This window comes from Bradyrhizobium sp. 154 (genome assembly GCF_023073875.1).
In the GTDB taxonomy this organism is placed as follows: domain Bacteria; phylum Pseudomonadota; class Alphaproteobacteria; order Rhizobiales; family Xanthobacteraceae; genus Bradyrhizobium.
The window spans coordinates 14,228-26,000 of record NZ_JADPKG010000122.1 but is presented as its reverse complement, the minus strand read 5'-3'; the positions used below and the strand labels follow the sequence as shown (position 1 = coordinate 26,000).

Genomic DNA, 11,773 nt, shown 5'->3' with positions numbered 1-11,773 from the left:
GCTTACGGCGCGATCAACGAACGGGTCTCGGCGTCCCAACGCCAGAGCCGTTCGTTGGTCAGCTCGGTACCGCCCCACCAACGTTTGATTGGGTTATGGCGCCACAAATCGTCTTCGCGGGCTACAAGTGAGCGCCCGAGTTCAGTCAGCGTGACCTTCCATTCGCTCCTGCCGAAGTAACGATCCTCATTGTCGAACGCCGGATCGCCCAACAAGACCGGGGGCGTCGAATGTTCCGCCAGTTCGATCAAGACATCGCGCGCTTCGTGTTCTTCGAGCACATCGCGAAGCAACCTCGCGTCGCAGACGAGCCTCGGGTCGGTGTGCCCATCGTTCACAAAATCCAGCAAATCCGTTTCGCTGGCAGCGAGTCCCGTGACGCTGTCCGGAAGCTCTTCAAGCATTGCTATCAGTGCCGATCGAAGTCTGGGCAGGATCATCAGGTCCGTCATCAGCAGATCGAAACAGGGTTGCGGCGTGTCAGCCCGATAGGCTTGCCAGGCGCGACTCGCGGTCGTCACATGGTTCTCGGCCACCTTGAAGGCCGGCAGCTTCCATTTTGCGACCGACGGCGGAGCATAGTTCGCAATGATGTCGTCCGTATGCACGAGGCTCAGCTTGGTCGTGATTTCCTTGTAGGGACGAAGCAGGTCGAGCAACCAGACGAGCACGAGCTGATCGTTCGGCCGTGGGTCGGCCCATATTTCAATGGAGTCGAATTTCTCGCAGAGCTGGAAGAAACCAATATCCGGCGAACCGAAGCCCATCAGCCGATCTCGTCCCACCCCGTCGAGCCAATGATCGCCTCTTCTGGAATGCTTCGCGGAACGTGCCTCCAGCCCCACCGCGAGCTCCTCTTCGGACGGCAATTGGCCCCAGACGAAGCGAAGGGAAAAGCCGAGGGCGATGTTCGCCAGGTTAGAGCGGCCAAGCACGGCGGCTGCTCCATCGTTTGTCGTCAGGATCATATGAGACAAGATCGCCTCTCAAAATTGATGCGCAATACGGGAGCACACTGAGCGATACGCACGCGTTAGTCAGGCGCAATCAACAACCGGATTTCGCGATCCCAGCGCCAGAGCCGTTCGCTGGTGAGAAGCGTTCCACCCCACCAGCGGTGAACCGGATTATGGCGGCAGAAATCCTCCTGCCTGCCAGCACCGCCTTTCCCAGATCTGTCAGCGACAAGCGGGATTGCTTGAATCGTGCGTGACGGAGAGCATCGTCATGCATGTCAAGCGAGAATGGCCCCTCGTCCAGCCCGGACACAGCCGGCACCGGACATCGCGCCAGTCCGTCGAGCAGCGCGCCCACTTCCCAGTAGCCGAAGACGCGACGCTCGTTGGGCTTCTGATGGCCTGGAAAGAGGTCAAAGGGCTGCACGCCGCCGGGCGCGACCAATTCCAGAATTCGTGTTTCCGTCGCTCCAAGACCGGTTGTGACGTTCGGAAGCTCTTCGAGCAGGTCAACCGCGCAAGGCTCGAACTGCGGCAGCAAGCTCAAATCGGCCTTGAGCAGATCGAACCAGGCCTGCGGCGTCAGGGCGCGATAGGCCTGCCACGCACGCCCAGCCAGTGCGAGGTGATCTGCCGTGGGCCTAGCAGCCGGCGGGTTTAGCTTCGCAAACCGCTCCGGGTCGACACCCCCCAGGGCAATGTCGAGGTGACGTATCGCGAGCTTGGAGACTGCCGCTCTCTCACCGCCGCAACGGTCAAGCAGCCACAGCAAAATCAACTGCGCATTCGGCTCAGGTCCTGGCCATAATTCGACCGATTCGCATTCGGCCATCAGCTCGATCAATCCACGCCCCGTCATCCCCGATTCTTCAAGACGCCAGGATGGTGTGTCGTCCAGCCAATGGAGGCCATGCGGCTGCGTTGTGCGTGGCGCAAAGAACGCCTCGAGTTCGGCATCCGACGCAGCGGTCCCCAGACCAGCCGATGCTCGATCGCAATGACAAGATCGGCGACACCGGCGCGTTGTATCCCGCCGGCAGTGGACGAGTCGGTTGTCACAATGAGCCGCGTCATGCCTCAGGGCCTCGTCAAACCAGGGCCGTACCGCCACAGCCGGTCGTTGGTCAGATGCGTGCCGCCCCACCAGCGATCGATCGGATTGTGGCGGCTGAAATCATCCTGATGTGCCAGGACAGCTTTACCGAATTCGGTCAGCGAAAGGCGGCTGCGCAGATAGACTTCATGCCGAGCCCTCAAATTCTTAAGGTCGATTGTGCGCAGTTCCTCGCCCAAACCGGCCACTGCGGGATTGGGGCCGAGCGCCAGCCCCTCGAGCAACCAACCCAGCTCGGTCTCTCCGAACACGAACGTGCGCCGATGCGAGCGCAGATGAAACAACGAAGTCGTGTTCCCAAACCCTCTGGAAAGAAGCTCCAGAAATCGCATCTCCGTCGCACCAAGCCCTGTCGAGGTGACGGCAATTCTGGCAGCAAATTGAGCAAAGCCGGCCTCAGCATCGGTAATGCACTGAGGTCGCTGCGGAGGAGATTGACGCAGCTTTCCGGTGTCGGTTCGCAATAGGCCCGCCACGCCGCCTCGGCAGTCCCGAATTCCCTGGCAGAGACATTAAAGGCGGGAATATGCGACGCAGACTTTCCCAGGTTATCGCCTCTCATCCCGATCAGATCGTCCGCCACAAGGCGCATTTTGAGTTTTTGCGCCGGCCAGGAATGAGATCTGATCACCCGGCCCAAGAGTCTCCGAACGTGCCGCAAAATAGGCCGCACGCATTTCAGGTGGAGGCACGGGTCCCCACTCAAGCGAAACGAGAACATTATGACGAATTCGGCCAGCTCGATCTGGCGAGAGCAAAGCCCGACGAACTGGTCAGGATCAGACGCTTCATCACACTACCCGATCACGACAACACAAAACGAAACGGGCGCTGACGACGTCGGCAACTCAACGTCCTCAGCGCCCGCTCCTCGCCAAAATTCTTCGCGGTAAGTCTTACTCCTCCGTCGGCTCCTCGCCGTCGGCGTCGCGCTCGGGGGTGCCGGCGAGAATCTGCTCGGCGATCAGGCCGGAGTTCTGGCGGATCGAGGTCTCGATCTTGGCGGTGATGTCGGGATTGGCCTTCAGGAACGCCTTGGCGTTCTCGCGGCCCTGGCCGAGGCGCTGGCTGTCATAGGAGAACCAGGCGCCGGACTTTTCGACGATGCCGGCCTTGACGCCGAGATCGAGGATCTCGCCCATCTTGGAGACGCCCTCGCCGTACATGATGTCGAACTCGACCTGCTTGAACGGCGGCGCCAGCTTGTTCTTCACCACCTTGACGCGGGTGGTATTGCCGACGACTTCGTCGCGCTCCTTGATAGCGCCGATGCGGCGGATGTCGAGCCGGACGGAGGCGTAGAACTTCAGCGCGTTGCCCCCGGTCGTGGTCTCGGGCGAACCGTACATCACACCGATCTTCATGCGGATCTGGTTGATGAAGATCACCATGGTATTGGACTTGTTGATAGAGGCCGTGAGCTTGCGCAGCGCTTGGCTCATCAGGCGGGCCTGCAAACCCGGCAGCGCATCGCCCATTTCGCCCTCGAGCTCGGCCTTCGGCACGAGCGCTGCGACCGAATCGATCACCAACACGTCGACCGCGCCGGAGCGCACCAAAGTGTCGCAGATCTCCAGCGCCTGCTCGCCGGTGTCGGGCTGCGAGATCAGGAGCTCGTCGATGTTGACGCCCAGCTTGCGGGCATAGACCGGGTCGAGCGCGTGCTCGGCGTCGATGAAGGCACAGATGCCGCCCTTCTTCTGCGCTTCCGCCACCGTATGCAGCGCCAGCGTGGTTTTGCCCGAGGATTCCGGCCCGTAGATCTCGACGATGCGCCCCTTCGGCAGGCCGCCGATGCCGAGCGCGATATCGAGCCCGAGCGAGCCCGATGACACCGCCTCGATGTCCATGGACCGGTCGTTCTTGCCGAGCTTCATCACCGAGCCCTTGCCGAACTGGCGCTCGATCTGGGAGAGCGCGGCAGCCAGGGCTTTACTCTTGTCCATGGAAGATCCTTCGACGATACGCAGGGCAGTGGCGGACATTGGGTCGTGCTCCTTATGGCGAGGATTCGCTAGGGGGACAAACGATTGAGAGGCGGGCCGACAATAAAAGCAATGTACCCCATTTGTTCTAGGTTCGCAATATGTTCTTTGCGAGGGTCCCTAATTCACTCTCCTAAATCGAAAAGGGGCCGCCTTTCAGCGACCCCTTTGCCGGTTGCAATCTCGTTTCGGGATGAAATGCCAGCCCCGGCGGGAGCCACCGTACCGGTATCACAATGCCAAGTGGATTCCGGGCAACTACCGTTCGTATTCCTGTCCTAATCTGCCCTTCCAGGATCTCTGGCCGTCACAAATCCTTAATCCTGAGGCACCGAACCTTTTCGCGGTCTCTGTGGTCTTCTTCGGGACGAGACTGCACCTCCGGAGCCTCTGCCCATGACTGAAGACACACACCGCGACGCCATCAGGCGCAATCCACTCCTAAAGGCCGCGCAGGAGGAGATGATCAAGTTCCAGCGCAAGGAGAACGCGTTCCGCAAGAAGGACCGCGACGAGCGCGCCGCCGAGCTGCGGCTGCCCCTGGACGAGATCAAGCTCCACTAGCGCTCGCCAGGGCCCGCTGCGCACGGCTACCGTGAACCCGAAGGGACCAACATCGCGCGTCGGGATGCGCTTCTCGCTCGATTAAGGTATCCAAATACCTCATGTAAGTCATTGATGGAATGACGAAATCATCCCACGGCCTACTGTGCATGGGGTTGTTTTTCCATTTTTGAAGGACAAAGCGCCGGTTCATCATCGGCAAACCGCGACGATACGGACCCCGGTCCCTCCCCGCACCTGCGCTTGCGCTGCCTTACAGCACCGCCAGCAGCACGAGGCTGATCACCAGCACGACGAAGCCAGCCGCCGTCGCGGCGGCGAATGACCGCTCTACGTTATCCATGATGCCACCCCGTTGCCGCCGTGCCACGTTCCCCCATGGCGCGCCGGACGGTGTGGAATCTTGCCGACCCGTGTGTCGCCAGTTGTGCGGCCGGATGTCGAAATTGGGACAGGCGCGGGGCCAGTCTGCGGCCTCGCGACCGCGACTTTCACTGACACCCGTCAGGCGCGTGTCAGCCTGATCGCCTATTCTCGTCGTGCTCGGTGGACCAACACTGGGCCTCCATACCCGGCCGACGACCCCGCTCCCTCGAGCGGGGTCTTCTGTTTGCGGCCCATGGGCGAAGGCGATTGCCGACCGGCCTCGATTTGGCCCTGTCAGGCTGTCGTAAGCCGAACCGGCTAGGGTCGCTTGGCTATGGTGTTGCAGCCCAGCACCTCAGCCTCCAACAACTTTCTCCCCCGCTTGGCTCTCCCCAGGCGGGGTTTTTTCATGCCTGCCGGCCGGTTCGCAGGTCCTTCTCCTCGCTCGTCAGCCGCAGCGAGACGGCGCGGATCGCGGGCGCAGCCAGCAGCACGATCGGCAGCATCGCGGCCCATGCGATCAGCCACGACACCACCCAGTGCCCGAGGAAGACCATCGCGCTCCCCGCGGGAAGGCTGGCGATGCCGGCCGCGATCAGCGAGGTTAATCCGGACTGGATGATACCGAAGACAAAATGGGAGTAGCGGCGGGGAATGCCGAGCATGAGGCGCCCATGGTTTGCGTGCCGTCATGAGGCCAAGCAAGGCACATGCCGCCGGCGCGGTGGACTCCGTGGTTCTCCGACCATGAACAGAGTTCCCTTCCCGCGCGCGAGGCCACGATGGGTTTACCGGCAGATTTGCTTGTCCCCGGAATATGATGGCGCCCAACATGCTGCAGGCATGGAAAGTGAATCGTGGGAGGTGACCATGAATCACAGGGGTGTCGAATTCACCGTCGCCAAGACGGCAATTCCCGGAATCTGGCACTGGCGATTCCGCATCGGTGAGCAGATCAAGACCGGCCGAACCGAGACGAAGATCGACCTGTTGGCGATTCGCCGGGTGCAGCTGCGCATCGACCGCGAGCTCAAGGCGATCGAGCGCAAGACGGCCTGAGCAAGACCGCCGGTGAGATCAGCGGCTGGTGCGGCGCTCGCGACGGGCGTATCCCGTAGCCGCCCGGAATTGATCTGATCGGGGTTTGGGATTGCACTGCGCGCCCGTGGCCTTGGGGGTTGGGCCGTCACGCGTGATCGGTGCCAGCCATGCCGCTCTACTTCTTTCGAATCCGGAACGGCCGCTATTCAGGATGCGCGGACCAGGCGAGCGAATTTGCCGATCGCGATTCGGCCTGGAAGGAGATGACCAGCGTCTGCGCCGACATGGCCGCCGGGATCGCCCGCAAGCTCCAGGAAAATTCCGAATGGCACATGGAGCTGCTGGACGAGGCCAAGGAGCCCGTATTCCGGATCCGCATCGTCGCAGAAACGCTCGAAAAGGTGAGACCCTAATCCGCGCTGGGCAGCCGCCGCATGGTGAATTCGATGTCGCCGCCGGGCAATTCGCGCCAGCTCTCGACTGCGCTCATATAGCCCGCCTTGGGGTAGCGGGCGAAGAAGGCCTCCGCCCTCGCCCGTGCCGCTGCGCGCGGCAGCGTGAAGGTCTCGCGCAGATAGCCGTCGCCGGTTGCATGGTCCGGCTTGCCGCCCATCTTGCGCCGGCGCGCCATCCGTTCGGCGAGATCCCGCGGACGATCGGCCATGTGCCGCCCTCCTCTACGCAAATACGCTCTTGCGAGATGTAGGAGGCCTGTGGGGCAAAGAGGAGTCCCCGGCCGGAGGCGTCTACCGCCTCCGACCGGCGGAAGGTCAATTGGCAGCCGTGCCGGATTTCTTCTTCGGCGCACTGGTCGCGGCCGAGGCCTTCGGCGCCGCCGACTGCTTCGGCGGATCGGAGCGCATGCCGCCCCAGGGATCGTTGGAGGCCTTGGAGTCCGGAATCTTCTTCAGTGTCTCCTTGTAGGCCTTTTCACGTTCGGCTTCTGCGGCCTTCTCCTCGGGGCTCTTGCTCGGACCGTCCTGCAGCAAATTGAGGTTGGGCATTTGCGCATAGGCCGGTCCCGCCAGCACGGCCAGCACCGCGGCCAAACGGAAAAGCTTCATCATTCACTCCTTGATCATCCACGAAGCGCGGATCGCCCGCGCCTTGTCGTCCTTGTGGCGGCCGACCGCAAGCTCAGGGCCGCATAGCCGCTAGATCCGGTCCGATCTGCACGATTTCGGCGCATGCAGCCAGTCGTCCCAGATCGGGCCGCATCTGGTGCAGCCGTTCAGCGCAAGGCCGAGCGCGGCCAGACAAAAGACCAGGACACATCGACGCAACATCATCCACCCGTACCCAAGCAAGGCCATCATATCGGGCAAAGTCGGGCATTTTCAAGCCGACGCGGCCGGCAGCAGACCCGGTGACTTTGCCGCGCCGATGCGCGCAGAATGAGACGAAACATCCGGCAACAATGGAGGGAACGACAGCAATGCAAACGCAGCCAGACGCCGAGTTCGGCATCACCGATGCGAAACGCATCCTCGGCGAGGTCTTTGCACCCTGGGTCCAGGATCTCGACCTCTCGGTCGAGCGCATCGAGCACGCACAGCCAGCGAATGCGCCGGACTGGCAGCCGGGCGCGCTCCTGCGCATGCCGTTCTCGGAACGGCTGTGCCGGAACGGCGGCGTGGTCTGCGGCCAGGCGCTGATGGCGCTCGCCGACACCGCGATGGTGATCGCGATCCTCGCCGCCAACCGCGGCTATCGTCCGATGACCACGGTCGACCAAACCACGCATTTCATGCGCGCAGCCTCCTCGTCGGACGTGCTGGCGGACGCGCGCGTGGTGCGGCTCGGCCGCACCATGAGCTTCGGCCGCGTCACGCTGCTCTCGGCCTTCGACAACAAGCCGGTTGCGATGGTGTCGAGCGCGTTCGCGATGCTGCCAGGGTGAGCGCGCGCGATGTGAACGATCGTTCGCATCGCCTCCACAACACGATCATGATCGCGTGACACGATGGCGGCGGCGCCAGCGCAGGCCCGTGATCACAAGCGCGACGACCGCGAGCGCGATCGCCGAGGACGCCGCAAAGAAACGTCCACCGGGACGATCGACGGTGCGTGACCACAATGACGGTCCCTCGCCCGGCCGCGCCAGACGAAACGCAACGACGCTGTCGCCGATCGACGTGCCTGCCTCGGAGTGGCCGCCGGCGCCGATCGCGACATATTGCTCCCCCTGCCAGAGATAGGTCATGGGGTTGGCGACGCCCGGGACGGGCAACCGGCCCTGCCACAGCTCCCTGCCGCTCCGCGCATCGAAGGCGCGCAAATAGGCGTCCATCGCTCCGGTGAAGACGAGCCCGCCTGCGGTGACCGCGAGCCCGTTGACGAGCGGCGCGCCCCAGGGCAGCGGCACGCCGAGCGGCGCAAGATCCTCGGTGGTGCCGACCGTCGAGCGCCAGAGGATTTTTCCGGCCTTCAGATCAACCGCGACCATCTCGCCCCATGGCGGCTTGTTGCAGAGCAGGCCGAGCGGCGACGTCACCATGGCGCGCGTCATCGCGAACGGCGTGCCACGCTGCTGGCCGAAATCGTGACCGGGCGGCGGATTGAACCCGACGGCGTCCGCGCGCGGAATCAGCTTGATGAGATGAACGGCGCGGCTGGTGTTGGCGTAGAGGACCTGGCTGACCGGATCGAAGGCCGCACTGCCCCAGTTCACCCCGCCACCGGTGAACGGAAACAACAGCGTGCCCTGCACGGAAGGCGGCGTGAACAGGCCCTCATTGTGAGCCTCCGCGAATTGGCGCTCGCAGGACGAGCGACGCAGTGCAGGTATTAGCGAGAGCGCATCGTCGGTCGAGATCGTCTGCGACGTTAGTGGCGGTACATGCGTCGGGAATGGCTGCGTTGGTGATAGCGCTTCACCTTCCGCGCCGCCCTGCGGCACGGCGCGCTCCTCGACGGGCCACACCGGCTTGCCGGTGTCGCGATCGAGCACGAAGACGAAACCCAGCTTGGTCGGCTGGATCACGACGTCGCGCTCGCCATCACCAATGTCGAGGCGCGCCAGCGTCGGTTGCGCCGGCAGATCGTAGTCCCAAACGTCGTGATGCACGGTCTGAAAGGCCCATACGAGCTCGCCGGTCTCAATCTGCAGCGCGACTACCGAATTGGCGTGCTCGTTATTGCCCGGCCGCCTACCGCCCCAGAAATCCGGCGAGGGCGACGACGTCGGCAGGAACACGAATCCGCGCCTGTCGTCGACCGACATCGGCGCCCAGACATTGGCGTGACCGGCTTCGATGCCATCGCGCTTGAGCGGCTCGAAGGTCCAGCGTGGCTGGCCGGTTCGCGCATCGAACGCTCGCACCTGGCCGCTCGGCGCGTCGACGCGGCGGTTGTCACCGATTGCAGACCCGACCACGACGACACCGCGGCCGACCGCCGGCGGCGAGGTGATCTGGAATTCGCCCGGCCATTCCAGGGTCATTCCGGTATCGAGCTTGATCTGCCCGCCATTGCCAAAACCGGCACAGGGAACGCCTGTCTTCGCATCGAGCGCGATTAGGCGGACGTCGTTCGTGCCCATGAAGATGCGCGCGCGGCAGGCAGCATCCGGCGGCGCCGTGTCGTCGACCCAATAGGTGACGCCGCGGCAGACATAGCGATTGGCCGGCCGCTGGTTGATCGCGATCTTCGGATCGTAACGCCATTTCTGCACGCCGGTGCCGGGATCGAGCGCGATGACCTCGTTGAAGGGCGTGCAGAAGATCAGGCTGTCTTCGACGAACAGCGGCGTCGCCTGGAATTTGGTTCGCCGCATCAGCTCGGGTGCGCGCGCTGTGAGATCGCCCGTGTGATATTCGAAGGCGCGGACGAGTTGGCCGACATTGCCGGGCGAAATCTCCCGCAATGGCGAGAAGCGCGAGCCGCCGGGATCGCCGCCCCAGCTCTCCCAGGCGAAGCATGGCGGCACGGCAAGCAACAGGAGCGTAACGAATGCGACCGCAGCGCGCAGGTGGATCCGCAACGCCCCGCCCCGTTCTATTTCGGCTTCTTGGTGGGCTCGCCAGGGCGGGCCCCGCCCCACGGATCGTACTTTTCCTTTGGCTCGGGAATGCGCTCGAGCGCAGCCTTGTAGGCCTTTTCGTCGACCTTGGGTTTGGTGTCAGCCGGCTTTGCACCCTCACTGGGCTGGCGCCGGCCCTGCGCCTCCGCCGATCCAGCTGCCAGCGCCAGCACCGCGGCCGCGATGACCAAAATCCTCATCCGTGCAATCCCCCTGATGTGGGATACAAACTAGCCCGCAATCCCGTATTCGCAAATGCCCCGGTTTCCGCGTCTTCAGCAAATTTTGAACGGAGCGGACTTCGCCGGATCGCATTCGTGCCTATCTGTTGGCCCGCAGGGGACCTTCAAGGGATGTTGCGGATCATTGCTCATGCCGCGCTGCTCGCCGGCGCGCTCGCGCTCGGTGCCTGTGGCTTTGCCGACAGCCGCGCGCCGGTGCCGGAGTTCATGCGCATGAAGGAGGCCGAGCAGCCGCCGCCCGAGCCGCTCCCGGACGTCAAGCGCCTGGTGCGCGAGCAGATCGACGTCGTCTTCCTCGCCACCTCCTATCCGCGCGAGGTGCACGTCGCCCCGCCTCATCGCGAGGTGCGAGGGCCGGGCTGGACGGCCTGCGTCCGCGCGCAGCTCACCTCCGCGACCGGCACGCCGCTTGGCGCCCAGACCTACATCGTGACCATCAACGGCGGAAAGGTCGTCGACCGCCGGCGGGCGGACGCCGACGACATCTGCGGGACCGAGACTTACGAGCCGATCTAGGAACAAATTGCTGTAACGAAGCTGCGGTTCCGGGAAAAACCAGCATCGCGGACGGGAACGATCACCGCCTCCCCTTCTTGTTACCGCCGAGGGCAGTTTCGAGGAGGACATGATGAGGATGTTGACTATTGCGCTGTTGGCGGGTGTCGGTGCTTTGGCAGCCGCATCGGGTGCGAAGGCTTCCGATATCTATACGAGCAGCGAGTACACCAATCCGGATCTCGTCCAGCAGGTACGACTTGTCTGTGACGACGCTGGCCGCTGCTATCGGACGCGCGGCGGTTCGCGCGTGATCGTGCGGGATTCCTATAACTACATGCCGCGCGAGCGCTATTACGAGCGTCGGACCTATCATCGCGATTGGGATGACGGACCGCGCGCCGGCGTCGGCATTCGCGCACCTGGCGTCAGCGTCGGCGTCGGTGTCGACGACCGCTGGTAATCCATGAACGCTTGATGGCCGGGACCGGACGAGACGACTCGCCCGGTCCCTTCATATCAGGTTTCGTGCGGATCGGCCGGCGTCGTGACGCGCGCCCTCGATGGCAAATGCGCGGTGAACCGCGCAAGCAACATGCCGGCAAACATCGCCGCGACGAAAATGAGGGCGGAGCTCGAGCCAAATCCGAGCGCCGTCAGCGCCGGTCCCGGGCAGAACCCCGCCAATCCCCAGCCAATGCCGAAGATCGCCGGACCAACAACTATTCTCCGATCGACGTCTGCTCGCGTGGGAAGATAAAATCGCTCGGCGAAAAATGGACGTCCCAGCCTCAGGACGCGATTGAACCCGACGAAAGTCACGGCCACAGCGCCGGCCATCACGAACGCAAGGCTCGGATCCCACGTCCCTGCCGGGATGCCGGCGGCATCGAGGAAATTCAAGACCTTTGCTGGATTCGACATTCCGGAGACGATGAGGCCGACGCCGAAGATCAGGCCGATCGCGAACTGAACGAAAATTGCCATCG

General features: G+C 63.4%; 16 protein-coding genes. 6 read left to right on the top strand and 10 right to left on the bottom strand.

Annotated elements, in window-relative coordinates; all coding sequences use genetic code 11:
* Positions 1–2: 2 nt before the first annotated feature.
* From IVA92_RS33395 to recA, 4 genes are all read right to left on the bottom strand, one after another.
* Complete coding sequence (locus IVA92_RS33395) at positions 3–968, bottom strand: hypothetical protein (RefSeq protein WP_247280764.1); 966 nt, start codon at positions 966–968, stop codon at positions 3–5.
* 79 nt (positions 969–1,047) lie between these two features.
* Positions 1,048–1,800 (bottom strand): hypothetical protein, encoded by a 753-nt coding sequence (locus IVA92_RS33390; protein WP_247280670.1) that lies wholly within the window; start codon positions 1,798–1,800, stop codon positions 1,048–1,050.
* 233 nt (positions 1,801–2,033) lie between these two features.
* Positions 2,034–2,534, bottom strand: coding sequence for a hypothetical protein (locus tag IVA92_RS33385; protein ID WP_247280669.1), 501 nt, complete (start codon positions 2,532–2,534; stop codon positions 2,034–2,036).
* A gap of 432 nt (positions 2,535–2,966) precedes the next feature.
* Positions 2,967–4,055, bottom strand: coding sequence for a recombinase RecA (gene recA, locus IVA92_RS33380; protein ID WP_247280668.1), 1,089 nt, complete (start codon positions 4,053–4,055; stop codon positions 2,967–2,969).
* 396 nt (positions 4,056–4,451) lie between these two features.
* Here recA and IVA92_RS33375 point away from each other — a divergent pair, with 396 nt between their 5' ends.
* The gene (locus IVA92_RS33375) at positions 4,452–4,619 is read left to right on the top strand and encodes a hypothetical protein (RefSeq protein ID WP_247280667.1); all 168 of its coding nucleotides are present in this window, start codon (positions 4,452–4,454) and stop codon (positions 4,617–4,619) included.
* A 773-nt stretch (positions 4,620–5,392) separates the two neighbouring features.
* Here the strand turns inward: IVA92_RS33375 and IVA92_RS33370 are convergent.
* Complete coding sequence (locus IVA92_RS33370; RefSeq protein WP_247280666.1) at positions 5,393–5,650, bottom strand: DUF2798 domain-containing protein; 258 nt, start codon at positions 5,648–5,650, stop codon at positions 5,393–5,395.
* 205 nt (positions 5,651–5,855) lie between these two features.
* Here IVA92_RS33370 and IVA92_RS33365 point away from each other — a divergent pair, with 205 nt between their 5' ends.
* Both IVA92_RS33365 and IVA92_RS33360 read left to right on the top strand, forming a co-directional pair.
* Positions 5,856–6,044 (top strand): hypothetical protein, encoded by a 189-nt coding sequence (locus IVA92_RS33365; protein WP_247280665.1) that lies wholly within the window; start codon positions 5,856–5,858, stop codon positions 6,042–6,044.
* A gap of 149 nt (positions 6,045–6,193) precedes the next feature.
* Positions 6,194–6,439 (top strand): hypothetical protein, encoded by a 246-nt coding sequence (locus IVA92_RS33360; protein WP_247280664.1) that lies wholly within the window; start codon positions 6,194–6,196, stop codon positions 6,437–6,439.
* Here the strand turns inward: IVA92_RS33360 and IVA92_RS33355 are convergent.
* Positions 6,436–6,690: a hypothetical protein gene (locus IVA92_RS33355; RefSeq protein WP_247280663.1), complete on the bottom strand. Its 255-nt coding sequence runs from the start codon at positions 6,688–6,690 to the stop codon at positions 6,436–6,438. The two genes, IVA92_RS33360 and IVA92_RS33355, sit on opposite strands and share 4 nt — an antisense overlap.
* A 106-nt stretch (positions 6,691–6,796) precedes the next feature.
* Complete coding sequence (locus IVA92_RS33350) at positions 6,797–7,090, bottom strand: hypothetical protein (RefSeq protein WP_247280763.1); 294 nt, start codon at positions 7,088–7,090, stop codon at positions 6,797–6,799.
* Positions 7,091–7,461: 371 nt separating this feature from the next.
* Here IVA92_RS33350 and IVA92_RS33345 point away from each other — a divergent pair, with 371 nt between their 5' ends.
* Complete coding sequence (locus IVA92_RS33345) at positions 7,462–7,926, top strand: PaaI family thioesterase (protein ID WP_247280662.1); 465 nt, start codon at positions 7,462–7,464, stop codon at positions 7,924–7,926.
* A 45-nt stretch (positions 7,927–7,971) separates the two neighbouring features.
* Here the strand turns inward: IVA92_RS33345 and IVA92_RS33340 are convergent, their stop codons facing one another.
* Together IVA92_RS33340 and IVA92_RS33335 are read right to left on the bottom strand one after the other, a co-directional pair.
* Complete coding sequence (locus tag IVA92_RS33340; protein ID WP_247280762.1) at positions 7,972–9,966, bottom strand: pyrroloquinoline quinone-dependent dehydrogenase; 1,995 nt, start codon at positions 9,964–9,966, stop codon at positions 7,972–7,974.
* A 56-nt stretch (positions 9,967–10,022) separates the two neighbouring features.
* Positions 10,023–10,247 (bottom strand): hypothetical protein, encoded by a 225-nt coding sequence (locus IVA92_RS33335; protein ID WP_247280661.1) that lies wholly within the window; start codon positions 10,245–10,247, stop codon positions 10,023–10,025.
* 153 nt (positions 10,248–10,400) lie between these two features.
* Between IVA92_RS33335 and IVA92_RS33330 the strand changes: the two genes are divergently transcribed.
* Both IVA92_RS33330 and IVA92_RS33325 read left to right on the top strand, forming a co-directional pair.
* On the top strand, positions 10,401–10,805 hold the full coding sequence (locus IVA92_RS33330) for a hypothetical protein (RefSeq protein WP_247280660.1): 405 nt from the start codon (positions 10,401–10,403) through the stop codon (positions 10,803–10,805).
* 109 nt (positions 10,806–10,914) lie between these two features.
* Positions 10,915–11,247, top strand: a complete 333-nt coding sequence (locus IVA92_RS33325) for a hypothetical protein (protein WP_247280659.1) — start codon at positions 10,915–10,917, stop codon at positions 11,245–11,247.
* A 56-nt stretch (positions 11,248–11,303) separates the two neighbouring features.
* Here the strand turns inward: IVA92_RS33325 and IVA92_RS33320 are convergent, their stop codons facing one another.
* Positions 11,304–11,771: a YeeE/YedE family protein gene (locus IVA92_RS33320; RefSeq protein WP_247280658.1), complete on the bottom strand. Its 468-nt coding sequence runs from the start codon at positions 11,769–11,771 to the stop codon at positions 11,304–11,306.
* Positions 11,772–11,773: the final 2 nt, after the last annotated feature.

Bases quoted from the DNA above. Each gene is read 5' to 3' on its own strand.
- IVA92_RS33330 (WP_247280660.1), top strand. From the start codon at position 10,401: ATGTTGCGGATCATTGCTCATGCCGCGCTGCTCGCCGGCGCGCTCGCG.
- IVA92_RS33355 (WP_247280663.1), bottom strand. From the start codon at position 6,690: ATGGCCGATCGTCCGCGGGATCTCGCCGAACGGATGGCGCGCCGGCGC.
- IVA92_RS33370 (WP_247280666.1), bottom strand. From the start codon at position 5,650: ATGCTCGGCATTCCCCGCCGCTACTCCCATTTTGTCTTCGGTATCATC.
- IVA92_RS33345 (WP_247280662.1), top strand. From the start codon at position 7,462: ATGCAAACGCAGCCAGACGCCGAGTTCGGCATCACCGATGCGAAACGC.
- IVA92_RS33375 (WP_247280667.1), top strand. From the start codon at position 4,452: ATGACTGAAGACACACACCGCGACGCCATCAGGCGCAATCCACTCCTA.
- IVA92_RS33395 (WP_247280764.1), bottom strand. From the start codon at position 968: ATGATCCTGACGACAAACGATGGAGCAGCCGCCGTGCTTGGCCGCTCT.
- IVA92_RS33325 (WP_247280659.1), top strand. From the start codon at position 10,915: ATGATGAGGATGTTGACTATTGCGCTGTTGGCGGGTGTCGGTGCTTTG.
- IVA92_RS33320 (WP_247280658.1), bottom strand. From the start codon at position 11,771: ATGGCAATTTTCGTTCAGTTCGCGATCGGCCTGATCTTCGGCGTCGGC.
- recA (WP_247280668.1), bottom strand. From the start codon at position 4,055: ATGTCCGCCACTGCCCTGCGTATCGTCGAAGGATCTTCCATGGACAAG.
- IVA92_RS33350 (WP_247280763.1), bottom strand. From the start codon at position 7,090: ATGAAGCTTTTCCGTTTGGCCGCGGTGCTGGCCGTGCTGGCGGGACCG.
- IVA92_RS33365 (WP_247280665.1), top strand. From the start codon at position 5,856: ATGAATCACAGGGGTGTCGAATTCACCGTCGCCAAGACGGCAATTCCC.
- IVA92_RS33335 (WP_247280661.1), bottom strand. From the start codon at position 10,247: ATGAGGATTTTGGTCATCGCGGCCGCGGTGCTGGCGCTGGCAGCTGGA.
- IVA92_RS33360 (WP_247280664.1), top strand. From the start codon at position 6,194: ATGCCGCTCTACTTCTTTCGAATCCGGAACGGCCGCTATTCAGGATGC.